This is a genomic window from Acidovorax sp. SUPP2539 (assembly GCF_030158975.1).
Taxonomy (GTDB): Bacteria; Pseudomonadota; Gammaproteobacteria; order Burkholderiales; family Burkholderiaceae_C; genus Paracidovorax.
Genome location: NZ_BQXJ01000001.1, coordinates 321,725 through 345,831 on the forward strand (window position 1 = coordinate 321,725; position 24,107 = coordinate 345,831).

The following is a 24,107-nucleotide window of genomic DNA, read 5'->3' on the forward strand; positions in this document are numbered from 1 at the left end:
CCCGTGACATCTGCAAGACGCCGGCTTGGCCTGCAATTTTGGCTGGTCAGCCTGGCCGCCGTGGTGGCCATGGCCGCGACCGCGTCGCTCGGGCGCTGGCAGCTGTCCCGCGCGGGACAGAAGGAGGCCTTGCAAGCCGCCATCGACGCGCGTTCGGCCCGGCCACCATTGGAGGGTGCCACGCTCGCGGCGCTGCCTGCGGCCACGGGGCCGGACGACCCGCTGGTGCACCGCCGCATCGTGCTGCGCGGCCGCTGGCTGTCCGCCCACACCGTTTTCCTGGACAACCGCCAGATGCAGGGCCGGCCGGGGTTCTTCGTGCTCACGCCGCTGCAATTGCAGGGCAGCGCCACCAGCGTGCTGGTGCAGCGCGGCTGGGTGCCGCGCAATTTCCAGGACCGCACCCAGTTGCCCCAGATCCCCACGCCGGCCGGCGACACTGAGGTGGAAGGCCGCATCGCGGCGGCGCCATCGCGGCTGTACGAAGTTGGCGCCACCGGCAGCGCCGAGGGGTCTTCCCGCATCCGGCAAAATCTCGACCTGGCAGCCTATCGCGGCGAGACCGGCCTGGCCCTGGCGCCACTCACCGTGCTGCAGACGGGGGGCGCGAGCGACGGGTTGCTGCGCGACTGGCCCGTCATCGACGCCGGGGTCGAAAAACACTACGGCTACGCCGTCCAATGGTTCGGGCTTTGCGGCCTGGTGGCAATCCTCTATGTCTGGTTCCAAATCGTCCGACGCTTCCTTCGCCCACGCCGCCAGCCTGCCGCCTGACGCGCCCCAGGGCGCCCACCCGCTGGGCCTCACGGTGCACAGCCTGCCGCCCGCGGGCGGGGCCATGGCGGCCGTGCAGCAGTCGCGCCAGGGGCGCTGGAAGATGCTGGGCATCCTGCTGGTGTGCGCCGCGCCCGTGGTGGCCTCTTACTTCACCTACTACGTGCTGCGGCCCGAAGGGCGGCGCAATTTCGGCGAACTCATCGCCCCCCAGCGCGCGATGCCGGCGGGCATGGCGACCACCGCTCTCGATGGCGCTCCCGGTCGGCTCGACCAGCTGCAGGGCCAGTGGCTGCTCGTGAGCGTGGCGCCCGGCGCCTGCGGCACCGCCTGCCAGAACCATCTGTATCTGCAGCGGCAGCTGCGCGAAAGCCTGGGCAAAGACAAGGACCGCATCGACTGGGTCTGGCTGGTGACCGATGGCGCCGCGCCGCCGCCCGAGATCCAGCCGGGCCTGCAAAAGGCCCAGGTGCTGCGGGTGGATGCGCAGGCGCTGTCCGCATGGCTCGCGCCCGCCACCGGCCATGCGATCGAAGACCATCTCTACGTCGTCGATCCCATGGGCCACTGGATGATGCGTTTTCCGGCGGGCCTGGACGCCGCCGGGGCGGCCAAGGCCAAGCGCGACCTGGAGCGGCTGATGCGCGCCTCGGCCTCGTGGGACCAGCCCGGCCGCACCGGAGCGCCATGATGCAGGACGCCCAGCCGCTGTACGACCTGGCCCCGCTCGCCCGCATGGTGCTGCTGGGCGCGGTGATCGCGCTCGGGCCGCTGGCCTGGGTGTGGCTGCGCAACCGCGGCACCTCGCGCGTGCGGCGCCTGCAGGCGCTCACCGTGCTGACCCTGTTCCTCACCTTCGATCTGGTGCTGTTCGGCGCCTTCACCCGGCTCACCGATTCGGGCCTGGGCTGCCCCGACTGGCCGGGCTGCTACGGCAACGCCAGCCCGCTGGGCGCGCATGCCGAAATCTCCGCCGCCCAGCAGGCCATGCCCACCGGGCCGGTCACGCACGGCAAGGCCTGGGTGGAGATGATCCACCGCTATCTGGCCAGCGGCGTGGGCATGCTCATCATCGTGCTCACCGTCGGCGCATGGTGGCAGCGGTCTCGCGCGGCCAGGCGCCAGGGCCTGCCGCCCGCCCTGAGCCCCTGGTGGCCCACGGCGACGCTGGTGTGGGTGTGCCTGCAGGGCGCATTCGGTGCGCTCACGGTGACCATGAAGCTCTTTCCCGCCATCGTGACGCTGCACCTGATCGGCGGGCTGGTGCTGCTGGCGCTGCTGTGCGTGCAGGCGGTGCGCGAGACGCACGCCGCGCGCGGCGTCCCGCCCGTGGCGCTGGGCCGCGGCCTGCGGGGCCTGCTGGTGGCGACCACCGTGCTGCTGGCGGTGCAGATCGTGCTCGGCGGCTGGGTGAGCACCAACTATGCGGTGCTGGCCTGCACCACGTTCCCCACCTGCCAGGGCAGCTGGTGGCCCGACATGGCCTTCGGCCAGGGCTTCGAGATCTGGCGGCCACTGGGCCTGCTGCAGGACGGCAGCCACATCACCTTCGCGGGCCTCACGGCCATCCACTATGCGCACCGGCTGGCGGCCTACGCCGTGCTGCTGGCCCTCGGGCTGCTGGCCTGGCGCCTGCACCGCGCCGCGCTGCTGCCGGCCCAGGCGCGCTGGATCGCGGGCCTGGCGCTGATGCAGTTCGCCACCGGCCTGTCCAACGTGGTGCTGGACTGGCCCCTCGTGGCTGCCGTGCTGCACACCGGCGGCGCCGCGGCCCTGGTCGTGGTCCTCACCTGGGCCCTGGCCGCCAGCCGCGCCGTGGGCGCCGCCCGTCCCCTGGCCGCCGCTGCCGGCGCACCGACAACCGCGCCCACGGGCGCAACGAGAATCTCCGCATGAGCGCTGCTCCCGCCACCTCCCCTCCGATCGCCAGCATGCCGTCGCGCGCGGCGCAGTTCTATGCGCTGACCAAGCCGCGCGTGGTCCAGCTGATCGTTTTCTGCGCCTTCATCGGCATGGTGCTGGCCGTGCCCGGCATGCCCAGCGGCGCGCAGTGGGCGCACATGGCCGTGGCCTGTGCGGGCATCTGGCTCGTGGCGGGTGCCGCCGCGGCATTCAACTGCATCGTGGAGCAGGGCATCGACGCGAAGATGAAGCGCACCGCCTGGCGGCCCACCGCCAAGGGCGAGTTGTCCAACACGCAGACGCTGCTGTTCTCGGCGGCGCTGTGCGCGGCGGGTTCATTGGTGCTCTACCGGTGGGTCAACCCGCTCACCATGTGGCTCACCTTCGCCACCTTCGTCGGCTACGCGGTGGTGTACACGGTGATCCTCAAGCCGCTCACGCCGCAGAACATCGTGATCGGCGGCGCCTCGGGCGCCATGCCGCCGGTGCTGGGCTGGTCGGCCATGACGGGCGACGTAGCGCCCGAGGCGCTCATCCTGTTCCTCATCATCTTCCTGTGGACGCCGCCGCATTTCTGGGCCCTGGCGCTGTACCGCGTGGAGGACTACCGCAAGTCGGGCCTGCCCATGCTGCCCGTCACGCACGGCAACGAGTTCACGCGACTGCAGGTGTTCCTGTACACGCTGATCCTCTTCGCGGGCTGCCTCATGCCCTTCGTGTACGGCATGAGTTCCTGGATCTACCTGGCCGCCGCCGTGGTGCTCAGCCTGGGCTTTTGCGCCTATGGCTTTCGGCTGTGGCGCCGCTACTCGGATGCGCTCGCCCGCGAGACCTTCCGCTTTTCCCTCATCCACCTGAGCCTGCTGTTCGCCGCGCTGCTGGTGGACCACTACGTGCTGTGATCGCCATGAACAAACGCATTGCTCTTAAAAAAATAGCTGCCAGCGCTTTGCTGGTCAGCGCTGGTGGCCTGTTGGCGGCTTGCTCCAAGAAGGGCCCGGAATTCAAGGGCGTGGACATCACCGGCGCCGACTACGCGAAGGACCTGCCCCTGCCCGACCACAACGGCCAGCCGCGCCACCTCAAGGACTTCGCAGGCAAGGTCGTGGTGGTGTTCTTCGGCTACACCCAGTGCCCCGACGTGTGCCCCACGTCCATGGTGGAACTGGCGGAAGTCAAGCGCTCGCTGGGCGCGGACGGCGACCGGCTCCAGGGCATCTTCGTCACCGTGGACCCGGAGCGCGACACGCCCGAGGTGCTCAAGGCCTACATGGCCAACTTCGACCCCACCTTCCTTGCGCTGCGTGGCAGCCCCGAGCAACTGGCCGCCGTGGCCAAGGACTTCAAGATCTACTACAAGAAGGTCGATGGCAAGACGCCCACGAGCTACACCATGGACCACTCGGCCGGCAGCTACGTGTACGACCCCGCCGGCCGCCTGCGCGTGTACAACCGCTACGGCAGCGGTGCGCAGGCGCTGGCCGCCGATGTGCGGGCCCTGCTGAACGAGGGCTGAGGCGGCGGGGCGGCCGCATCGGCGTGCTCCACCACCGCCGCCCCCGGGCGCCAGGCAGCACCGGCCACCGGGCCCGACACCGGCTCGGCCAGGCCGCGCGCCAGGGCCGCGAGGCGGGGCCGCACGATGGCGCAGTGCCAGCGGTCATGCCGGACCAGACCGCCCGTCTGGGCGATGTGCGCGAGCCCCCGGGCCACCGTCTCGCGCGTCGTGGCCAGCAGCGCGGCCAGCATCGCCTGCGTGGGCAGCCGCACCAGGGTGCTGCGCTGCAGATCGGCCAGCAATAGCAGGGCGCCCGCCAGTCGCGCCGTGGCCCCGCGCATGCGCAGCAGCCCCGACCAGTCCGCAAGCTGCGCCTGCGCCCGTGCGTTCTCGCGCGATAGCGCCTCCAGCCAACCCGAAGCTGCAGCGCCGTGGCGGGGCGAGCGCAGGGCTTCTGCCGACACTTCGCACAGCCGGCCCTCACCCAGGGCCGTGCCCGACAGCTCCGCGGGCGCCGCGAACAGCGCCGTCGTGCCCAGGGCATGGCCGCAGCCCGCCAGGCCCACGGGCCGGTCGATGCCCTCGGCGCCCCGGCGGTGCAGCAGCACCGTACCGACCTTGAGGATCTGCAGCACCGGCGCGGACTGGCCTTGGCGCGCCAGCGTCTCGCCCTTGCGAAAGCGCCGCTCCACCACGCGGCCCGCCATCTGCACCTCGCGCGGGGCCTGGCCGAGCAGGCAATGCGAGCGGCCGGCGCAGGTATGGCACGGAGGCAGGGGCGCGCCTTCTTCGGTCGGTGTGGCGCCGTGCGGCCGGGTGCGCAGACTCAGCACGAAAACGGCCTCCAGGGCATGATTTCTCCCGGCATATCGCTATAAAAATAATAGCAATCGCTTGCGATGGTGACGGACGGAGCAGGCCGGGGGCTCAGGCGTAGGCCAGTTCGCCGTGGCGGCTTTCGATGCGCTGGCCGGCCGACAGCGACATCAGCAAAAGCGCGATGGTCTCGTGCAGGATGACCGTCTGCTGGTTGCCCGTGTCCACCATGTGCCGGCGCAGCGCGTCACGCACCGCCGGCTGGCCCGTGACATCGATCACGATGTCCGCGGCGCTGCCTTGCGCCGCCAGCAATCCCATGAAATCGGACGTTACGGGCACGCCGTGGCTGCGCGCCAGCTCGATGCTGGGCAGGGAAAGGTCCAGGTCCGCCACTCCGAGCACGGAGACGAACGGCGCTGCCAGCAATTGCTGCAACAGCGGGGTGCCGGTGTGGCCGGCACCGATGACGAGGATGCGAAAGGGCTGCATGGCATGCCTTGGAAATCACGAAGGCGCCAGTCTGCCGGCCACGGGCCCTACGGGGCATGATCTGCATCAACATCGGTGGAGGCGCAGCGCGCCCCACCGAGCAGGGCGTCAGTCGGCCCGGATGCCTTGCGTGCGGATCACGCGGGCCATGAGCGCGGTGTCCGCCTGGATGCGGTTCGCCAGCCCCTGGGGCGAGGTCCCGGCCACCTGCCAGCCTTGCTGGAACAGCTTGGCCCGCACGTCGGGGCTGCGGGCGATGTCGGCGATCAGCGCCGACAGCCGCGCCTGCACCGCAGCGGGCATGGTGGCCGGTGCGGCGAATGCGTTCCAGATCTCGAGGTTCAGGTCCGGCACGCCGGCCTCCGCCAGGCTGGGCACGCCGGGCACGAGCGTGCTGCGACCGGCCGAGGTGACGCCGATGAGGCGCAGCTTGCCCGTGCGTTCCTGCGACAGGGCGAGCGCAGGCGGGAGCAGCGCCATCTGCAGCTGTCCGCCCAGCATGCCCGTGGCCACCTGCGGGTAGCCGGGGTAGGGCACGTGCACCGGCGCGATGCCGGCGCGGGCCTTGAGCAGTTCCGTGCCCAGGTGGCCTACCGTTCCCACGCCCGGCGTGCCGTAGCTCCAGCGGCTGCCGGCCTGCCGCGCCGCTGCGAGAAACGCGCGCGCATCGGCATGGGCCGGCACGTCCGGCTGCGAGGCCGGGGCGGTCAGCACCAGCGGCGAGGTGCCCACCAAGCTCAGCGGCGCGAGGTCCTTCTGCGGGTCGTAGGGCACGGCCGGGTTGAGCAGCTTGGCGATCGTCAGGTTGCCGTTGATGAACAGGCCGATGGTGTGGCCGTCGGTCGCCTTGGCCACCGCATCGGCGCCGATGTTGCCGCCCGCGCCCACCTTGTTTTCCACGATCACCGGATGGCCGAGTGCCTGCGCCAGCGGCTCGGAGAACGTGCGCGCCGTCAGGTCGGGCGACGATCCCGGCGGAAAGCCCACGATGATGCGCAGCGGCTTGCTCGGCCACCCTGGCGTCGCCAGTGCGTCGGGCGCCGATTGGGCCGTGGCCGTGCCCAGAGCGCCAGCGAGCGAAAGGGCCACCATCAGCGTGCGGCGTCGAACGGCAGGAAAAGTCATGGGGGTCGTGTCCTTGGAGATCGGGGGCACCGGCAGCCGGCATCCCATGAAAAAAGCGCGCAATCCGCAGGGGATTGCGCGCTCGGGATTATCGCCATGCCAGCCCGCCGCTGAGGGCGGGTGGCCAGCTGGTCAGGCGTACTCGACCAGGGCCTTCTTCATCTTCTTCATCGCGGCCACTTCGATCTGGCGGATGCGTTCGGCGCTCACGCCGTACACGGCGGCCAGTTCGTGCAGCGTCATGCCGCCGGAGCCGTCGTCGTTCACCTTGAGCCAACGCTCTTCCACGATGCGGCGGCTGCGATCGTCCAGGCCCGAGAGGGCGGCGGCGATGCCGTCGGTGGCCAGGGCATCGCGCTGGCGCGATTCGATCATGGCGGTAGGCTCGTGGGCACCATCGGCCAGGTAGGCGATGGGGCCGTAAGCCTGTTCGCCGTCATCGGAGGGCGAGGGGTCCAGCATCACGTCGCCGCCCGACAGGCGGGTTTCCATCTCGATGACCTCTTCGCGCTTGACGTTCAGGTGCTGCGCCACTGCATCGATTTCGCGCTCGGAGAGCGTGTCGCGGTGGGTGGCTGCATCGGCGGCGGCCGCATCGGCCTTGAAGCCCTGCTTCATCGAGCGCAGGTTGAAGAACAGCTTGCGCTGCGACTTCGTCGTGGCCACCTTGACCATGCGCCAGTTCTTCAGGATGTACTCGTGAATCTCGGCCTTGATCCAGTGCATGGCGTAGCTCACCAGACGCACGTTCTGATCGGGGTCGAAACGCTTGACGGCCTTCATCAGACCCACGTTGCCTTCCTGGATCAGGTCGCCGTGCGGCAGGCCGTAGCCGAGGTATTGGCGGGCGATCGAGACCACCAGGCGCAGGTGCGACATCACCATGCGGCCGGCGGCATCCACGTCGTTGTTGTCCTTGAGCTGGCGCGCGTACGTGCGCTCTTCTTCCGCCGTGAGTAGCGGAAGGCGGTTCACCGCCGAGATGTAGGCGTCCAGATTGCCCAAGGGGGGGATGAGCGCCCAAGGATTGGCGGGAGCCAGAGCGGTGGCTGCGGTTCCAGATTGAAGCGTCATTCCAGAGATCCTTTCTTCCATGACATTCATGTTAGCACTCCATATGAGGGAGTGCTAAGGGACTAGTTCCCGCGCCGGCGTAGGACGTGGGAGATGCGTCATTGTCGGAAAAAAGGGCGTCAGCGCAGCAATTCAAAGGGTGTGGTGCTATTGAATTGGTAGCGAAAAAATCCAAAAACTTCGTTTTGTGAACAATCAATTCACCGGATGGCACCAATCCGCCCCGGTGGGCCAGCCCCCGGCACGCGCGGCAGGGGGCTTCGGACTCCGTTCGCCAGTCGGTCAAGTCAGCAACGCCTGCGCGAATTCCTTGGCGTTGAAGGTTTCCAGGTCTTCCAGCTTCTCGCCCACGCCGATGAAGTACACCGGAATGGGACGTTCCTGCGCGATGGCGGCCAGCACGCCGCCCTTGGCCGTGCCGTCGAGCTTGGTCACGATGAGGCCGGTCAGCTGCAGCGCATCGTCGAAGGAGCGCACCTGGGCCAGTGCGTTCTGTCCCGTGTTGCCATCGATCACCAGCAGCACCTCGTGCGGCGCCGTCGCATCCGCCTTGGTGACCACGCGCTTGATCTTCTGCAGCTCCTGCATCAGGTGCAGCTGCGTCGGCAGACGCCCGGCGGTATCGACCAGCACCACGTCCTTGCCGCGCGCCTTGCCGGCGGTGACGGCGTCGAAGCTCACCGCCGCAGGATCGCCGCCGTCCTGGCTCACGATCTCGACCGTGTTGCGGTCGGCCCAGACGCCGAGCTGCTCGCGCGCCGCCGCCCGGAAGGTGTCGGCCGCGGCCAGCAGAACCGCCGCGCCCTCGTTGGCCAGGTGCTTGGTCAGCTTGCCGATGGAGGTCGTCTTGCCCGCGCCGTTGACCCCCGCCACCATGATCACGGTGGGCGTGTAGCGGCCGATGACCAGCGATTTTTCCAGCGGCCGCAGAAGATCGGCCAGGGCTTCGGCCAGCAGGGCCTTCACGGCGGCCGGATCGGTGGTCTTGGTGTCCTTGACGCGGCGCTTGAGGTCGTCCAGCAGGTGCTGCGTGGCCTTCACGCCGGTGTCGGCCATCAGCAGGGCCTCTTCCAGTTCTTCGTACAGCGCGTCGTTGATCTGGGTGCCGGTGAAGACCGTGGCGATGCTGCTGCCGGTCTTGCGCAGGCCGTTCTTCAGGCGGTCCATCCAGCCCTTGCGCTCGGCGGGCGCGGGCTGCACGGGCGGTGCGGCCGGGGTGGGCATCGTCGGTGGGGGGACCGGCACGGCGGGCGCCGCCACCGGGGCGGGCACCGGAGGCACGACAGGCGTGGAAACAGGCGCAGGAACACGCGCCACTGTGGGGGCCGCCGGGGCCGGCACCGGTGCCATCACAGGGGCAGCCACGGGGGCAGCCACGGGGGGCATGATGGGTGCGGGAGAGGGGCGCGGAACCGCAGCCGGTGCAGGTGCCGTGGGTGCCACGGGTGCCGCAGGCGCAATGGGCGCAGGCGCCGCGACCGGGGCTGGCGGCTGCACCGGGGCATGAATGACGGGCGGCGGCGCCACCACCGGCACCTCCACCGGCGCCTTCGCGAACGGGTTCTTCAGCCACCCGAAACCCCCGGAGGCCGCAGGGGCACTCGAAGGGGCTGCGGAGGGCGGCGAGAGCGCGTCGGCGGCAGGCGTTGCAGGCACGGAAACCGCTGGCGCAGCCTCCGCGGGATGGGGGGCTTGCGGCTCGGTGGGGGCGGCGGGCTTTTTCTTGAAAAAACTGAACATTGGAGGGTTCTTAGAATCGCATCCATTCTATGAAACGCGCTATCACCCTTCTGGGCCTGCTGGCCTGCGTGCATGCCGGGGCCCAAACCCCGCCGTCCGCTCCCACCCCCCTTCCTCCCTCGGCCCAGGACACGCAGGCGCAGCGCCCGCCGTCCACGGGGGTTCGGCAATTCACCTTGAAGAACGGCATGCAGCTGCTCGTGCAGCCCGATCGCCGGGCGCCCACGGCGGTGCACATGGTCTGGTTGCGGGTCGGCGCGATGGACGAGGTGGACGGCACCTCCGGCGTGGCCCACGCGCTGGAGCACATGATGTTCAAGGGCTCCAAGACCGTGCCGCCGGGCGAGTTCTCGCGCCGCGTGGCTGCGTTGGGCGGGCAGGAAAACGCTTTCACCAGCCGCGACTACACCGGCTATTACCAGCAGATCCCCGCGAACCGGCTGGAAGACGTGATGAAGCTCGAAGCCGACCGCTTCGCCAACAACCAGTGGCCCGACGTCGAGTTCAAGCGCGAGATCGAGGTGGTCAAGGAAGAGCGCCGCATGCGCACCGAAGACCAGCCCCGGGCCGCGCTCATCGAGCAGCTCTATGCCGCCACGTTCATCGCCTCGCCCTACCGCCGGCCCGTCGTCGGCTGGATGAGCGATCTCGATGCCATGACCGCCGACGACGTGCGCGCCTTCCACCGCCAGTGGTACGTGCCGGCCAACGCAGTCGTGGTGGTGGCCGGCGACGTGGACCCCGACAAGGTCCGCGTGCTGGCCGAAAAGTACTACGGCCGCATTCCCGTGCGCGCCGTGCCGACCCGCAAGCCGCGCGTGGAGCCCGTGCAGCAGGGCATCCGCCGCATCGCCTACAAGGCCCCGGCCGAGCAGGCCTACGTGGCCCTGGCGTTCCGCGCGCCGAGCATCACGCGCCTGGAGAACATGGCCGACAGCGACCGCGATGCGCTGTCGCTGCTGGTGCTGTCGGCCGTGCTCAGCGGCTACGACGGCGCGCGCCTGGAGCGCGCCTTGAGCCAGGGCCCCGACCGTGTGGCCGACAGTTCGGACAGCTCGGCTTCCGTCGTGGGCCGCGGCCCCAGCGTGTTTCTGCTGACCGGCGTGCCAGCCCCCGGCAAGACCCCGCAGCAGGTCGAGGACGCCCTGCGCGCCGAGGTCGCCCGCATCGCCCGCGAAGGCGTGAGCGAGGCCGAACTGGCCCGCGTGAAGACGCAGTGGGCGGCCTCCACCATCTACCAGCGCGATTCGCTGCAAAGCCAGGCCAGCGACCTGGGCAGCAATTGGGTGCAGGGCCTGCCCCCCGACGCCGACGCGCGCCTGATCGCCCTGCTGCGCGCGGTGACGCCCGCCCAGGTGCAATCGGTGGCGGCCCGCTACTTCGGCGACGACCAGCTCACCGTGGGCACGCTGCTGCCGCAACCCATGGCCCCTGGCGCCAAGCGCGCCGCCCCCGCAGCCGGCGCCGACGGGCGGATGCATTGATGAGAACGCGCAGGACACCCCCCATGAAAACCTTCCAACGCATGGCCGCACGCGCGTGCCTCGCCTTTGCCGGGGCCTTGTGCCTGGCCCACCCCGCCTGGGCGCTGCTGCCCATCCAGCACTGGACGGAGCCGAGCGGCGCCCGCGTCTGGCTGGTGGAGAGCCCGGCCATTCCGATGGTCGACGTGCAGGTGGACTTCGATGCCGGCGCGCGCCGCGACCCGGCTGCGCAGGCGGGCCTGGCGAGTGCCGTGGCGGCCATGTCGTCCAAGGGCGTGCGCGCCCAGGGCGATGAACCTGCCATGGACGAAAACGCGCTCGGCGAAGCCTGGGCCGATCTGGGCGCGAGCTTCGAGGCCGCGGCCGACCGCGACGGCCTGAGCTTTTCGCTGCGATCGCTCACCGAGCCCGACCTGCTGGACCGCGCGGCGCGGCTCGCAGCCCGGCAACTGGCCCAGCCGAGCTTTCCGCAGGACATCTGGCAGCGCGAGCGTTCGCGCTGGGCCGCTGCTTTGAAAGAGTCCGAAACCCGCCCCGGCACGGCCGCGGCCAAGGCCTTCGGCAGCGCGGTGTACGGCAGCCACCCCTACGGCCAGCGCACGACGCCCGACACCCTGGGGCGCATCGAGATCGCCGACATGCAGGCCTACCACGGGCGCTACGTCGAGACCTGCCGGGCCCGCGTGAGCATCGTCGGGGCCGTCACGCGCCCACAGGCGCAGGCGCTGGTGGCCACGCTGCTGTCGCAGATGCCCGCGCGCGATCCCGCCACCTGCCAGCCGCTGCCGCCCGTGCCCGAGGTGCAGGCGCTGGCTGCGCCGGTGCAGCAGGACATTCCCTTCGCCTCGGCGCAGGCCCATGTGCTGATCGGCCAGCCGGGCTTCGCGCGGCGCGACCCTGACTTTTTGGCCCTGCTCGTGGGCAACCACATTCTGGGCGGCGGTGGCTTCACCTCGCTGCTGACCAGCGAGGTGCGCGAAAAGCGCGGCCTGAGCTACAGCGTGTACAGCCAGTTCTCGCCCGGCTTGAACACCGGCGTCTTCCTGGTCGGGCTGCAGACCCGCCCCGACCAGGCCGCCGAGGCCGTGAAGGTGTCGCGCGACGTGCTTGCGCGCTTCGTGGCGCAAGGCCCGACCGAGGCCCAGCTCAAGGCCGCCAAGGACAACCTGATCGGCGGCTTCGCGCTGCGCATCGACAGCAACCGCAAGCTGCTGGCCAACGTCGTCAACATCGCGTGGAACGACCTGCCGCTGGATTACCTGGAGCACTGGACCGACCGCGTGCAGGCCCTGACGGCCGCAGATGTGCGCGCCGCCATGGCGCGCAAGCTGCAGCCCGATCGCATGGTCACCGTGGTGGTCGGGGGCCAGCCTTGAACCGGCCCGCACGCCGCGCCGCGCCGGCAGCCTCGGCACGGTCGGGGGCCGCCGCGAAGAAGTCCGCGGTCAAGGCGCCCGTAGTGAAAGGCGCGGGCGAGGTCCGGATCATCGGCGGGCAGTGGAAGCGCACGCGCCTGCCCGTGGCACAACGGCCGGGTTTGCGCCCCACGCCCGACCGGGTGCGCGAGACGCTCTTCAACTGGCTGGGACAGGACCTGACCGGCTGGCGCTGCCTCGACGCCTTCGCGGGCACGGGCGCCCTGGGGTTCGAGGCCGCCTCCCGTGGCGCCACGGCCGTGCAGCTGGTCGAGAACGATCTGGCACTGGTCGAGCAACTGCACACGCTGCAGCAGCGCCTGCAGGCCCTGGCGGTGCGGGTGCAGCGGGGCGACGGCGTGGCCGCGCTGCGGCACTGCGCGCCGGGCAGCCTGCACCTGGTGTTTCTGGACCCGCCGTTCGACGGCGCCCTGTTCGAGCCTGCGTTGGCCGCTGCGGCCCAGGCGGTTGCAGCCCAGGGGTTCATCTACCTGGAAGCACCGCAGGCCTGGGACGAGGCCGCGCTGGCAGAGCTGGGGCTGGCGGTGCACCGTCATCTGAAGGCCGGCGCCGTGCATGCCCATCTGCTCCAAAAACAGTGATGCTATTGAATTTGTAGCGTAATGCCCTAGTGGAATATGCACTGGAGGCATTTTTGCTTTGAATGCCCTCGGCCATCACTGCCGCAGAGGCAGCCTTTCCGCCCGCTGCATAATCCGCCCCTGCGCCCGCCCAACCGCGTGTGCCCTCTTCCGCCAGACCGCAAAGGAGCGACCACGCCATGGCCCAGAACGTCCTCGCCATCTATCCCGGCACCTTCGATCCCATCACGCTAGGCCATGAAGACGTGGTGCGCCGCGCCACGCAACTCTTCGGCCGGGTGATCGTGGCCGTGGCGGCAGGCCACCACAAGAAGACCCTGTTCAGCCTGGAAGAGCGCATCGAGATGGTCCGTGAAGCGGTGCGCGCCTATCCGCAGGTGCAGGTCGAGACCTTCTCCGGCCTGCTGCGCGACTTCGTGGTCGAGCGCGGCGGCAAGGCCATGGTGCGCGGCCTGCGCGCCGTGACCGATTTCGACTACGAGTTCCAGCTGGCAGGCATGAACCGCAGCCTCATGCCCGAGGTGGAAACCGTTTTTCTCACGCCCAGCGACAAGTTCCAGTTCATCAGCAGCACCTTCGTGCGCGAGATCGCCCTGCTGGGCGGCGAGGTGGACAAGTTCGTTTCCCCGGAAGTGTCCGAGCGCCTGGCCGTGAAGGTGCGCGCGCAGTCGTCTTGAGGCGTCTTGGCGGCCGGCGCCGTCAGGCTTGCAGTGCTTTCAGCGGTTCGGGCCGTGCGCGGTTGCGGGCGGACTGCACCAGTTCGTGCACGAAGCGCAGCTTGGCGAGCGCCCCGGACGACAGGGCGAACGGATAGGCATCCTGCTGGCCCAGGCTGCGGTTCAGGCTGTTGAGCAGCAGCGTGAGCGGCACCCACTCGCTGACCATCGCATCGAAATCCGGGGACTGCGTGGCGAACGGGTCGTTCATCGTGAAGCGCCGTGCCGCGCCCGCTTTGGGCTTCGGGATCTGAAGCCCGGTGCGGTAGCTCGACGCCGTCTCCAGCAGATCGACCATGTGCAGGTAGTGCGCCCAGGTCTCGGCCCAGTCTTCCCAGGGGTGGGCCGTGGCGTAGGCGCTCACATGGTGGTCGCCCCAGTCCCGCAGGTGCGGGCTGCTGGCGTAGTAGGCCTGAAGCGCTGCGCCGTAGTCCTGCCGCTCGTCGCCGAACACGGCGCGGAAGTGGTCCAGCTTGCCCTGGTCGCGCAGGAGCCGGTCCCAGTAGAAATGCCCGGATTCGTGCCGCAGGTGGCCGATCAGCGTGCGGTAGGGCTCGTGCAGTGCCAGGCGGCGGCGTGCCCGTTCGTCGTCGTCGGCTTCGGCGATGTTCAGGGTGATGGTGCCGCTCGCATGCCCGGTGATCACGGGGTACCCCGGCTGGTCGGCCAGGAATTCGAACGCCGGGCTTTCGCCGGGGGGCGCGGGCTCCAGGCCCAGCTTGGCCAGCGTGTAGTACAGCTGCCGCTTGGCGTGTTCGATCTGCTTCCAGCGGCGCAGGTTGGCGGGCTCCGACAGGTCGGGAAGGATTCGAGTCTGCCGGCAGGACACGCACAGGGCCTGCGGGTCGTCGCCCTGCAGCGCGAAGTTGCAGGCGCGGTGCGCGGTGCGGTGGTGGCACAGCCGGTACAGCGGCTGGGCACTGCCCCGGCCGGCGTCCGCCACCCGCTCCCACAGGTCGGAGTCGTCACGCAGGCCCGATACCGCGGGCACCAGCGCGGCCATCGTCAATTGGTCTGGCAGGAAGGCGAGCTTGGCGCCGCAATGCAAACATTGGACGCTGTCGAAGAAAACGAGGTGACCGCATTGGTCGCAATTGAATACCTGCATGGTGCGAGCTTAGAGCCTGTGACGAATCTTGCATTGCACTTGCGGCAAGCCTGTGGCAACCCAAGGGGTTGGCGAAACAAAAACAGGCTCCGAAGAGCCTGTGTTTGCAAGGTTTTCGCAGGCCACGCGGGCCTGCGTGGCCTCAAGGACGCACGACGATGCTGTTGCGCACGTCACGCACGTGCTTGGTGTTGCGTGCGATGGATTCGGCCGTGTTCTTTTCGGTCTGCGACTTGGCGAAGCCCGACAGCTGCACGGTGCCGTTCAGCGTTTCCACGCTGATGGACGTGGCGGACACGGACTTGTCTTCAGCCATCTTGGCCTTCACAGCGGTCGTGATGCCGGCGTCGTCCACGTAGGAGCCGACGGTCTGCTGGTCGCGCGCCACCGAGCAACCGGCGGAGATGATGGTTGCGCCAGCGAGGGCTGCAAAAGCGAGGGCACGTGCGTATTTCATGGTTATTTCCTTGGTTTGGTTTGTTAACACGGGTGCTTTGGGATTCTGCAGCCCACCGACCTGTTGCACCCCCCGCGGTCGATGAACTGTTTCTTGGTTGGCGGCGTCGCCTTTCAGCGTTGCAGCCAGTCCTTGAGTTCGTCGGCATGCTCTTCTTCGTCGGCCAGGATGCCTTCCAGCATCCGGCGCGTCGTCGGGTCCTTGTCGCCGATCAAAGTGATCATCTGGCGATAGGCCTCGACGGCGATCCGCTCGGCCACCAGGTTGGCTCGCACCATGGCCTTGAGGTCGGACGATTCGTCGTAGTCCGCATGGCTGCGCTCTTCGAGCGAGCTGGGCGAAAAATCGGGCTCGCCGCCGAGCTGCACGATGCGTTGCGCGATCTTGTCCGCATGGGCGGACTCCTCGTTCGCATGCACCAGGAATTCGGCCGCGATGGCTGGCGACTCCATGCCGTCTGCCGTGAAATGGTGACGCTTGTAGCGCAGCACGCACACCAGTTCGGTGGCGAGCGCGTCGTTCAGCAGCTTCACAATGGCATCGCGGTGCGGGCCGTAGGCGGGCGTGACAGCCCCTTCATCCAGATCCTGCGTCGCTGCGTAGTGCAGCGCCTTTTCGTCGAGCACGAGGGTCTCGGAAGGGGCCGCCGGATTGCTGGCCGTGTTGATGGTGGTGACAGGGGACATGGGGACGCTCGCTCTTTGTTATTGAAGTGTTTTAAGCAGTTGCCAGTGAAATCAATATTCGTGGCGGCGGGGGCGGCGGCTCATCAGGCACAGCGTGGCCACTGCGGCACCCGCAGCGGCAGCCAGCAGCATCGATTTGCCGGGCTGCTCGACCACGTAGCGCGTCGTGACATCGGCCGCCTGGTTGAGCTGGCGGCGAGCGCGTTCGGTGGTGTCTGCGCAGTAGGAAATGCCGCGCGATGCGAGGTCTTGTGCACGGGCTGCGAGATCGTCGATCAGCGGGTTCACCTCACCATGCAACTCGTCCACTTTGCGTGCGGCCTTGTCCAGGGTGTTGTTGGCAGCGTCGCGGGTGGATTGCACGGCGTCCTTGGCGGAGTCGAGCACGCTGTCTGCAGCGTTGTGTGCGGAATCCACGGCTTTTTTCGCGGCGTTCTGGGTGTCGATCATGGTTGGGTTCCTTGGGGTTTTTGGAGTGGTGAGCGCTTCGGTGTGCGGTGCGTTCAGTGCGTTAACCGCGCTTGAGCAGGCTCAGCACGAAGGTGACCACAGCCATGATCACGAACACGAAGAAAAGAATCTTCGCAATGCCAACGGCGCCGGCAGCGATACCGCCAAAGCCAAAAAGTGCGGCAATCAAAGCGATCACCAGGAAAACCACTGCGTAATGCAACATATCCATCTCCTCTTGCACCAGAAGTTCCGGCGGGTTGGTAGGGGGCGCATCGGTCAGCGCCTGGGATTGAATGTAGTTTTCGCAGTGCGGGGTGGCTGCCGGTCCCTGGCGCGCACCCATGTAGGACGCCGCCCATGAGGGCGGATCTCTCAAAAATCACGGGTGGCAGGCAGCGGCCATTCCGGTCAAAAAGGGCTTGCGGGCGCTGCGACTGGGCCCGCTTCGCTCCCTCAGTGCACGTGCGGCAGCACGGCGGAAACGAGGGTGCCCTCGCCAGGCTCGGACGTGACGGTCAGGCGGCCGCCAGCGGCCTCGACCCGGTGCCGCATGCCCATCAGGCCGTGGGCGGACGGGTTGGCCTTGCCCGTGTCGAAGCCGCTGCCGTTGTCGCGGATCTGCACCGCCACGTGCGTGGGGTAGTTGTGCACGGCGACCAGCACCTTGCTGGCGTTGGCGTATTTGCCGATGTTCGTCAGCGATTCCTGGACCATGCGGTAGATGGTCAGTTGAACGGATTCGGGCAGTTCCACCGCTTCCAGATTCAGGTCCACCTCCACATTGCTGCGTTCTGCGAACTCGCGGCCCAGGATTTCAAGCGATGCCGTCAGCCCCAGGTTGAACAGCGACGAAGGCCGCAGGTCTTCGATGATGCGGCGCTTGAGCGCAATGCCGCTGTTGAGCGTGTCGGTCAGGTGCTTGAGGCGTTCGGCGATTTCAGGCGCCTGGGAATCCACCCTGGATTTGAGGCGCGCCACGTCGAGCTTGGCCGCGGTGAGCAGGGCGCCCAGTTCGTCATGCAGTTCGCGCGCCAGATGGCCGCGTTCGTCCTCGCGCACCTGCTGCAAGTGGTTCGCCAGTTCGGTGAGGGACGCAGTGCGCTCCCGCACCAGCTGTTCGAGCCGATCGCGCTCGCGTTCCAAGGTTTCCTGCTCGCGCTGGTTGAACGACTGCAGTGCGCTGGCCTGCCGCAGGTACATGTAGAACGCCAGCAGCCCGATGGCTGCCATGGTCGCGATGCCGATGCGCGACAGCATGAGGGAATGAAGGATCTCTTGCGTGCTGTGGTTGGTGCGGTCGGTGCTGCGTTCCGTCAGCCGGCCCGACAGCGAACGGATGGCATCCATGTTCTCCTTGCCCACGTCGGTGGACAGCACGAACTTCCACGCATCGTCGTTGTCCTGGCGCCGCAGCCGCAGGCTCAGATCGAGCTCGGACATCTTGCGGGAAATCTGCCGCGACAGCTGCGTGAAGTCCTCCTGGTCTTCGACCGAGGATGCGGTGAAGATGGCGCGCAGCTCGTCCAGATTGCTGTTGATGGTGGACGCGGCTTTCTCGTAGGGCTCGAGATAACGCTCGTCGCCCGTCAGCAGATAGCCCCGAAGACCGGTCTCCGCATCGAGCATGTTCTGCATCATGCGATCGAGCGCGGCGCGGGTGGTGTAGGTGCGAGAGAGGGCGCTGACCGCATCGTGCGAGCGGTCATAACCGGCCTCGTTGATGCCAACCAGCGCCGATGCAGCCAGCAGTGCCAGGGGCAAGCTGACAGCCATCTTGCGAAAATTGGACCAACGCATAGGTTTCTCCGAAAGACAGGCGGGTGATTTCTGGATAATGTCACCAGCCAGCGGTGTTCCGCTGCAGGCACGCCCGCAACGGGTGAATTGGCTACCAGAACGATAACGGGCAGCTTGGCTGCCCCTTGAAAGAACGCTCAATGATCAAGATCGGCATTGTGGATGACCATGCGATTGTCCGCTCGGGATTGCGACAATTTTTGTCAGAACATGTAGACCTCCGGGTGGTGGGTGAGGCGTCCAATGGGCGCGAGGCGATCGATCTGGTTCGTGCACAGGAGATCGATGTGCTGCTCATGGACTTGTCGATGCCCGGCCAAAGCGGTCTCGACGCGCTGGCCATGCTGCGTGCGAAGGCGCCCGACATGGGCATCCTGATCCTCAGCGGCTATCCGGAAGAGCACTACGCCATCAACCTGATTCGCCAGGGCGCCAGCGGCTACCTCAACAAGGAATGCGATCCCAAGGAGATCGTCGAAGCCATTCGCACGATCTCGCTGGGCCGCCGCTACCTGACCCCTGCCGTGGCCGATCTGCTGGCCCAGCAGCTCAACCGCAAGGACGATGCGCCGCCGCACGAACAGCTGTCGGAGCGCGAGTTCCAGGTGTTCCTCAAGCTGGCCAAGGGCGAAACCGCGGGCGACATCGCCAAGTCGTTGTCGCTCAGCGTGAAGACCGTGAGCACCTACCGCACGCGCCTGATGGAAAAGATGGCGCTGTCGTCCAACAGCGACCTGACCTACTACGCACTGAAGAACAAGCTGATCGATTGAACCAGCACCCAAGCAAAACGGCCACCGGGAAATCGGTGGCCGTTTTCAAATTGGGACGGATGTAAAAAGGGTCTGAAACCGACCTGATGGCCACGGCCTTTCGGCTCAGCCGGTGGCGGATTTGGGGTTGGCCTGGCGGGCTGTGCTGTGCTCTACGCAGTACTCCACCAGTGCGTCGATCTCATTGGATTTGTCGAACACGGCATCTACGCCCAATTGGGCGCAGCGCATGCGAACGTCCGGCGTTGCATAGTTGCTGAGCACCACCATCTTCTGGCCCGCGGTGCGATTGCGGCACGCTGCCAAGACCCCCAGACCGCTTCCCTGTCTCAGAAAAAGATCGACGATGGCCAGGTCCCACTGGCCTGCATTGTTGGCCAGCCACTCTTTGCCTTCGTCTTCGGTTTCTGCAATGCCTACGGCTTCCACCTCCGCCAGTTCCTCGAGCGTGCCGATCAGGTTTTCTCGGATGGTGGCGTTGTCTTCAACAATGTAGGTGCGCAGTTTCACTGTGGGGTCCAGTCCGGATCACGGCGGCAGAATGAGAATGTGATCACAGCTTCACTTTATGGGGAACCAATGTGCCATTCTGCCAGTAGCAACATGCTGAGCCGGTAGGATTCTTCCTACGGTGTGGCGTGGCCACATACGCTGCAGTGCCCGTGTCGTGGAATTTTCATCACAGTCCATTCCATGGAACGCCCGTCGAGCATCGAGAGCCGCCCCGCCAGCGATTCGCCGAACCCCACAATGAGCTTCAGGGCTTCCCCCGCCTGCATGGCGCCGATGATGCCGACCATCGGCGCGAACACGCCCAGGGTGGCGCACTGCGTTTCTTCGAACGCGGCGTCCGGCGGAAAGATGCAGGCGTAGCACGGCGATAGTGGATCGCGCGGGTCGATGACGGTGATCTGCCCGTCGAAGCGGATGGCGGCGCCCGTGACGAGCGGCTTGTGGTGGGCCACGCAAGCGGCGTTCACGGCATGGCGCGTTGCATAGTTGTCGCTGCAGTCGAGCACCACGGTGGCCTGGCTCACCCATTCATCGAGCCATTCCTTGTCGGCCCGGGCCTGGACGGCGTCCACCCGCACGCCTGGATTCAGTGCCTGCAGCGCCTGAGCGGCGGAGTGCACCTTGGGCTCTCCGACGCGCTCCGTGGTGTGGGCGATCTGGCGCTGCAGGTTGGTCAGGTCCACCACATCGTCGTCCACCAGGGTAATGCGTCCCACGCCGGCAGAGGCCAGGAACAGGGCGGCGGGTGAGCCCAGCCCGCCCGCCCCGATCACGAGCGCGTGGGCGGCCAGGATGCGCTCCTGGCCTTCGATCCCGATCTCGTCGAGCATGATGTGGCGCGAATAGCGCAGTAGCTGATCGTCTGTCATGGGCTGGAAACGGGGGCAGTGGCGAGGGCCATGAAAAAGGCCGGGCGCCTGAAAGGCGCCCGGCCGTCGGTGAATCCAGAAGGGATTTAGTTTTCCTTCTTCTCTTCCTTGCGTTCGGTCTGCGTCTTGCTGACAAGCACGGACTGGCCCTTCAACTGGTTGAGGGCCTGCGCCAACTGGAAGTCCTTGTCCGAACCGAACTCCGGCATCTTGCGGTCGGCGATGGGCTTCTTGGCTTCTTCCTCGAGGCGCTTGCGCGCTTCCTCGCGGGCCTTCTCGCGCGCTTCGTCCTTTTTCTCTTCGCCCTGGCCGCTGGTCAGGTGCTTTTCGAGATCGGCCTCACGCATGCGCAGCGATGCGTACACATCGCCTTCGGCGCTTTCATCCACCATCACGTCGGGCACGATGCCCTTGGCCTGGATGGACTTGCCGCTGGGGGTGTAGTAGCGCGCGGTGGTCAGCTTGATGCCGGTGTCCGGGCCCAGGGGGCGCACCGTTTGCACCGAGCCCTTGCCGAAGGTCTGGCTGCCCATGATGGTGGCGCGCTTGTGGTCCTGCAAGGCGCCGGCCACGATTTCGCTGGCAGAGGCCGAGCCTTCATTGACCAGTACCACCAGGGGCACGCTCTTGAGGGCTGCAGGCAACCGCTTGAGGGGGTCGCCATTGCCGCGGCGCTGGTAGAACTCCGGTGCCGCCTTGAAGGTGGCCTTGCTTTCCGCCAGCTGTCCGTCCGTGGTCACCACGGTGACGTTCTCTGGCAGGAAGGCGGCGGACACGGCCACGGCCGCATCCAGCAGACCGCCCGGGTCGTTGCGCAGATCGAGCACCAGGCCCTTGAGGTTGGGCTCCTGGCGATAGACCTCTTCGATCTTGCGAACGAAGTCGTCCACTGTGCGCTCCTGGAACTGCGACAGGCGGATCCAGCCATAACCGGGCTCGATCACCTTGCCCTTCACGGACTGCGTCTTGATCTCTTCGCGCGTGATCGTCACCGGGAACGTGCGGCTCTCGTCCTTGCGGAAGATCGTCAGCGTGACCTGGGTGCTCGGCTCGCCGCGCATTCTCTTGACCGCGTCGTTGAGGGCCAGGCCCTTGACGGCGGTGTCGTCAATCTTGGTGATCAGGTCGTTCGTCTTGAGGCCGGCACGGAAGGCAGGCGAGCCTTCGATGGGCGAGACGACCTTGATGAGCCCGTCTTCCTGCGTGATCTCGATCCCGACGCCCACGAAGCGGCCGGAAGTGCCTTCGCGGAATTCCTTGAAGGACTTCTTGTCGAAATACTGGGAGTGCGGATCGAGGCTGGACACCATGCCCGAGATCGCGTCGGTGATGAGCTTCTTGTCATCGACCGGCTCGACGTAATCGGTCTTCACCAGACCGAACACGGCAGACAGCTGCTGGATTTCCTCGAGCGGCAGCGGCGTCATCGCGCCGCGCGCCACCGTCTGCAGTGAGACGGTGGTCAGTGCCCCGGCGACGACGCCGATCGACACCCAACCTGCGATTTTCAGTTTGTGGCCCATTAAAAACACCTTTGCCGCTTCAATATACACCTTGGAAAGATTGCCCCCAGTGCAGTTCCGCGCTGGAAGCGACTTTTGCGCTGTGCGGGCCGCCTTTACACGGACTTTACGCCTTGCCCTGCGATGCCACTGCGGCCGCGGCCTTGGCGGCGGCTTCGGCATCGCCCAGGTAGTAGTGGCGCAGCGGTTTCAGGTCCGCATCGAGTTCATAGACCAGGGGGATGCCGTTCGGAATGTTCACGCCGACGATGTCGTCGTCCGAGATGCCGTCCAGGTACTTGATCAAAGCACGGATCGAGTTGCCGTGCGCGGCGACCACGATGCGCTTACCGGCGCGGATGGCGGGCGCCATGGACTCGTTCCAGAACGGCAGCACGCGCGCGACGGTGTCCTTCAGGCATTCCGTCAGCGGGATCTGTTCGGGGGCCAGGCTGGCGTAGCGCAGGTCGCCCCGCTCGCTGCGAGGGTCTGCGGCTTCCAGCGCTGGCGGCGGCGTGTCGTAGCTGCGGCGCCACACCAGCACCTGCGCGTCGCCGTATTGCTTGGCCATGTCGGCCTTGTTCAGGCCTTGCAGGGCGCCGTAGTGGCGCTCGTTCAGGCGCCAGCTGTGGTGCACCGGCAGCCAGGTGCGGTCCATCTCGTCGAGCGTGTGCCACAGCGTGCGCGTGGCGCGCTTGAGCATGCTGGTGTAGGCCAGGTCGAATTCGTAGCCTTCCGCCTTCAACAGGCGGCCTGCGCTCTTGGCCTGTTCCACGCCCGTGGGCGTCAGATCGACGTCGGTCCAACCGGTGAAGCGGTTCTCGAGGTTCCAGGTGGATTCTCCGTGGCGGATCAGGACGAGTTGGTGCATGGTTTCCCTAGAGCAGGCGGGTCAAAATCCAGCATTCTAAAATTGAGCGGTTTGCCAACCCTAGGACTGACGTGAAATTCATCATCGACAACTGGTATTTGTTCTTTATCGCGCTGGCCTCCGGCGGCATGCTTTTGGTGCCGCTGCTCAAGGATGCCACCGGCGGCTCGCTGACGGCGGCGCGCGCCGTGCAGCTCATCAACCGCGAGAAGGGCGTGGTGATCGACGTGTGCGAGCCCGACGAATTCGCCGCAGGCCACGTGGGCGGCGCCAAGAACATTCCCCTGAACCAGCTGGAAGAGCGGCTGCCCCAGGTGGTCAAGAACAAGGCCCTGCCGATCGTGCTGGTTTGCGCCAAGGGGCCGCGGGCCCAGCGCGCCGTGGGCATCGCCAAAAAGCTGGGCTACGACAATGCCCAGGCGCTGGCGGGTGGGCTGAAAGCGTGGAAAGACGCCAGCATGCCGGTTGAAAAGGCCTGAGTTGGCCGCAATGTGTGCTGTGTAGCCATTTTTTGAGCAGGAAGGCCCTCCCATGCAAGCCGTGAAGATGTACACCACCGCCGTCTGCCCCTACTGCATTCGGGCCAAGCAGATCCTCAAGTCCAAGGGCGTGGAGGAGATCGAGGAAGTCCGCGTGGACCTCGACCCCGTGGCCCGCAGCCACATGATGGAAATCACCGGGCGCCGCACCGTGCCCCAGATCTTCATCGGCGACACGCACGTCGGCGGGCACGACGACCTGGTCGCGCTCGACGGCCGGGGCGGCCTGATGCCGCTGCTCGGCGGTGCCCAGGCCGATGCCTGAACTGCCGCTTTTCCGTTTCTGCGGCGCTGCATAATGCAGCCCCAAGTGCCCGCTGCGGGGAGCGTTTTCCCCAGCGGGCTTTGTTTTGTCGAATAGTGTTCTGACTGAAAGACCGACACCATGGCTACCGAAGAAAATCCCGTGTTCCAGATCCAGCGCGTGTACCTGAAGGACTTGTCCCTGGAGCAGCCCAACTCGCCCGCAATCTTGCTGGAGCAGGAACAGCCCAGCGTGGACATCCAGCTGGGCGTGGAAGCCACGCCGGTGGCCGATGGCATTTTCGAAGTGGCCGTGACCGCCACCGTGCAGACCAAGATCAAGGACAAGACCGTGTTCCTGGTCGAAGCCAAGCAAGCCGGCATCTTCGAGATCCGCAACATCCCCGAAGACCAGATGGGCCCGATCATGGGCATCGCCTGCCCGCAGATCGTGTACCCCTACCTGCGCGGTAACGTGGCCGACACCATCACGCGCGCCGGCTTCCCGCCTGTGCACCTGGCCGAAATCAACTTCCAGGCCATGTACGAGCAGCAGCAGGCCCAGGTGGCCTCCGCAGCGCCGTCGCCCATCATCACGCAGTAAGCAGCGTGCAGCGCCGGGAGGCCGTTGCGCCTCCCGCGTGAACCTCGGGCACAC

28 protein-coding genes are annotated in these 24,107 nt (G+C 67.2%); 13 read left to right on the plus strand and 15 right to left on the minus strand.

Annotated elements, in window-relative coordinates; genetic code table 11:
* Positions 1-3: 3 nt before the first annotated feature.
* From AVTE2539_RS01430 to AVTE2539_RS01450, 5 genes are read left to right on the plus strand one after another with little or no spacing between them, the layout of a single operon-like run.
* Positions 4-774, plus strand: a complete 771-nt coding sequence (locus tag AVTE2539_RS01430; protein ID WP_284408100.1) for an SURF1 family protein — start codon at positions 4-6, stop codon at positions 772-774.
* Positions 716-1,465, plus strand: coding sequence for an SCO family protein (locus tag AVTE2539_RS01435; RefSeq protein ID WP_284408101.1), 750 nt, complete (start codon positions 716-718; stop codon positions 1,463-1,465). The genes AVTE2539_RS01430 and AVTE2539_RS01435 overlap by 59 nt, the downstream gene beginning before the upstream one ends.
* Positions 1,465-2,670, plus strand: a complete 1,206-nt coding sequence (locus AVTE2539_RS01440) for a COX15/CtaA family protein (RefSeq protein ID WP_284409375.1) — start codon at positions 1,465-1,467, stop codon at positions 2,668-2,670. Before AVTE2539_RS01435 ends, AVTE2539_RS01440 begins: the two co-directional genes overlap by 1 nt.
* Positions 2,667-3,578: a heme o synthase gene (gene cyoE, locus AVTE2539_RS01445; RefSeq protein WP_284408102.1), complete on the plus strand. Its 912-nt coding sequence runs from the start codon at positions 2,667-2,669 to the stop codon at positions 3,576-3,578. Before AVTE2539_RS01440 ends, cyoE begins: the two co-directional genes overlap by 4 nt.
* Before the next feature lie 5 nt (positions 3,579-3,583).
* Positions 3,584-4,192, plus strand: coding sequence for an SCO family protein (locus AVTE2539_RS01450; protein ID WP_272565024.1), 609 nt, complete (start codon positions 3,584-3,586; stop codon positions 4,190-4,192).
* Here the strand turns inward: AVTE2539_RS01450 and AVTE2539_RS01455 are convergent.
* The 5 genes from AVTE2539_RS01455 to ftsY form a co-directional block, all read right to left on the minus strand.
* Positions 4,132-5,007, minus strand: a complete 876-nt coding sequence (locus AVTE2539_RS01455) for a Crp/Fnr family transcriptional regulator (RefSeq protein WP_284408103.1) — start codon at positions 5,005-5,007, stop codon at positions 4,132-4,134. The two genes, AVTE2539_RS01450 and AVTE2539_RS01455, sit on opposite strands and share 61 nt — an antisense overlap.
* A 94-nt stretch (positions 5,008-5,101) precedes the next feature.
* Positions 5,102-5,482 carry an oxidoreductase gene (locus tag AVTE2539_RS01460; RefSeq protein WP_284408104.1) on the minus strand — a complete coding sequence of 127 codons (381 nt, stop codon included), beginning with the start codon at positions 5,480-5,482 and terminating at the stop codon, positions 5,102-5,104.
* Positions 5,483-5,590: 108 nt separating this feature from the next.
* Positions 5,591-6,607 (minus strand): Bug family tripartite tricarboxylate transporter substrate binding protein, encoded by a 1,017-nt coding sequence (locus tag AVTE2539_RS01465; RefSeq protein WP_284408105.1) that lies wholly within the window; start codon positions 6,605-6,607, stop codon positions 5,591-5,593.
* Positions 6,608-6,739: 132 nt separating this feature from the next.
* On the minus strand, positions 6,740-7,681 hold the full coding sequence (gene rpoH / locus AVTE2539_RS01470) for an RNA polymerase sigma factor RpoH (protein ID WP_272565019.1): 942 nt from the start codon (positions 7,679-7,681) through the stop codon (positions 6,740-6,742).
* Between the two features lie 282 nt (positions 7,682-7,963).
* Positions 7,964-9,067 (minus strand): signal recognition particle-docking protein FtsY, encoded by a 1,104-nt coding sequence (ftsY, locus tag AVTE2539_RS01475; protein WP_502868881.1) that lies wholly within the window; start codon positions 9,065-9,067, stop codon positions 7,964-7,966.
* A gap of 383 nt (positions 9,068-9,450) precedes the next feature.
* Between ftsY and AVTE2539_RS01480 the strand changes: the two genes are divergently transcribed.
* The 4 genes from AVTE2539_RS01480 (at position 9,451) to coaD (ending at position 13,599) form a co-directional block, all read left to right on the plus strand.
* Positions 9,451-10,905, plus strand: a complete 1,455-nt coding sequence (locus AVTE2539_RS01480; protein ID WP_284408107.1) for a M16 family metallopeptidase — start codon at positions 9,451-9,453, stop codon at positions 10,903-10,905.
* Positions 10,906-10,928: 23 nt separating this feature from the next.
* A complete protein-coding gene (locus tag AVTE2539_RS01485) occupies positions 10,929-12,281 on the plus strand; it encodes a M16 family metallopeptidase (RefSeq protein WP_502868850.1) in 1,353 nt (450 codons plus the stop codon).
* Complete coding sequence (rsmD, locus tag AVTE2539_RS01490) at positions 12,278-12,922, plus strand: 16S rRNA (guanine(966)-N(2))-methyltransferase RsmD (protein ID WP_284408108.1); 645 nt, start codon at positions 12,278-12,280, stop codon at positions 12,920-12,922. The genes AVTE2539_RS01485 and rsmD overlap by 4 nt, the downstream gene beginning before the upstream one ends.
* A gap of 179 nt (positions 12,923-13,101) precedes the next feature.
* Positions 13,102-13,599 (plus strand): pantetheine-phosphate adenylyltransferase, encoded by a 498-nt coding sequence (coaD, locus tag AVTE2539_RS01495; RefSeq protein ID WP_272565014.1) that lies wholly within the window; start codon positions 13,102-13,104, stop codon positions 13,597-13,599.
* 22 nt (positions 13,600-13,621) lie between these two features.
* On the opposite strand, the gene AVTE2539_RS01500 is transcribed toward coaD, so the two are convergent.
* The 6 genes from AVTE2539_RS01500 to AVTE2539_RS01525 all read right to left on the minus strand — a co-directional run bounded on the left by AVTE2539_RS01500 (position 13,622) and on the right by AVTE2539_RS01525 (position 18,139).
* The gene (locus AVTE2539_RS01500; RefSeq protein WP_284408109.1) at positions 13,622-14,746 is read right to left on the minus strand and encodes a zinc-binding metallopeptidase family protein; all 1,125 of its coding nucleotides are present in this window, start codon (positions 14,744-14,746) and stop codon (positions 13,622-13,624) included.
* Positions 14,747-14,888: 142 nt separating this feature from the next.
* Positions 14,889-15,203, minus strand: a complete 315-nt coding sequence (locus AVTE2539_RS01505) for a BON domain-containing protein (protein WP_092741513.1) — start codon at positions 15,201-15,203, stop codon at positions 14,889-14,891.
* 113 nt (positions 15,204-15,316) lie between these two features.
* Positions 15,317-15,889, minus strand: coding sequence for a ferritin-like domain-containing protein (locus AVTE2539_RS01510; protein ID WP_284393399.1), 573 nt, complete (start codon positions 15,887-15,889; stop codon positions 15,317-15,319).
* Positions 15,890-15,940: 51 nt separating this feature from the next.
* Entirely contained in the window at positions 15,941-16,339 is a 399-nt protein-coding gene (locus AVTE2539_RS01515) for a hypothetical protein (RefSeq protein WP_272565011.1), read from the minus strand.
* A gap of 61 nt (positions 16,340-16,400) precedes the next feature.
* On the minus strand, positions 16,401-16,565 hold the full coding sequence (locus AVTE2539_RS01520; RefSeq protein ID WP_011796896.1) for a DUF1328 domain-containing protein: 165 nt from the start codon (positions 16,563-16,565) through the stop codon (positions 16,401-16,403).
* 230 nt (positions 16,566-16,795) lie between these two features.
* Positions 16,796-18,139, minus strand: coding sequence for a sensor histidine kinase (locus AVTE2539_RS01525; protein ID WP_284408110.1), 1,344 nt, complete (start codon positions 18,137-18,139; stop codon positions 16,796-16,798).
* 140 nt (positions 18,140-18,279) lie between these two features.
* Here AVTE2539_RS01525 and AVTE2539_RS01530 point away from each other — a divergent pair, with 140 nt between their 5' ends.
* A complete protein-coding gene (locus AVTE2539_RS01530) occupies positions 18,280-18,912 on the plus strand; it encodes a response regulator (RefSeq protein ID WP_092741509.1) in 633 nt (210 codons plus the stop codon).
* A gap of 105 nt (positions 18,913-19,017) precedes the next feature.
* Here AVTE2539_RS01530 and AVTE2539_RS01535 read toward each other — a convergent pair whose 3' ends face one another.
* The 4 genes from AVTE2539_RS01535 to gpmA all read right to left on the minus strand — a co-directional run bounded on the left by AVTE2539_RS01535 (position 19,018) and on the right by gpmA (position 22,667).
* Positions 19,018-19,422 carry a response regulator gene (locus AVTE2539_RS01535; RefSeq protein ID WP_272565009.1) on the minus strand — a complete coding sequence of 135 codons (405 nt, stop codon included), beginning with the start codon at positions 19,420-19,422 and terminating at the stop codon, positions 19,018-19,020.
* Positions 19,423-19,538: 116 nt separating this feature from the next.
* Entirely contained in the window at positions 19,539-20,294 is a 756-nt protein-coding gene (locus tag AVTE2539_RS01540) for a HesA/MoeB/ThiF family protein (protein ID WP_284408111.1), read from the minus strand.
* A gap of 86 nt (positions 20,295-20,380) precedes the next feature.
* Entirely contained in the window at positions 20,381-21,817 is a 1,437-nt protein-coding gene (locus tag AVTE2539_RS01545) for a S41 family peptidase (protein WP_272565007.1), read from the minus strand.
* 106 nt (positions 21,818-21,923) lie between these two features.
* Positions 21,924-22,667 (minus strand): 2,3-diphosphoglycerate-dependent phosphoglycerate mutase, encoded by a 744-nt coding sequence (gpmA, locus tag AVTE2539_RS01550; protein ID WP_272565006.1) that lies wholly within the window; start codon positions 22,665-22,667, stop codon positions 21,924-21,926.
* A 71-nt stretch (positions 22,668-22,738) separates the two neighbouring features.
* Between gpmA and AVTE2539_RS01555 the strand changes: the two genes are divergently transcribed.
* The 3 genes from AVTE2539_RS01555 to secB all read left to right on the plus strand — a co-directional run bounded on the left by AVTE2539_RS01555 (position 22,739) and on the right by secB (position 24,053).
* Entirely contained in the window at positions 22,739-23,146 is a 408-nt protein-coding gene (locus AVTE2539_RS01555) for a rhodanese-like domain-containing protein (protein ID WP_092741500.1), read from the plus strand.
* Positions 23,147-23,198: 52 nt separating this feature from the next.
* Positions 23,199-23,471, plus strand: coding sequence for a glutaredoxin 3 (gene grxC / locus AVTE2539_RS01560; RefSeq protein WP_272565005.1), 273 nt, complete (start codon positions 23,199-23,201; stop codon positions 23,469-23,471).
* Between the two features lie 120 nt (positions 23,472-23,591).
* On the plus strand, positions 23,592-24,053 hold the full coding sequence (gene secB / locus AVTE2539_RS01565; protein ID WP_092741496.1) for a protein-export chaperone SecB: 462 nt from the start codon (positions 23,592-23,594) through the stop codon (positions 24,051-24,053).
* Positions 24,054-24,107 lie beyond the last annotated feature (54 nt).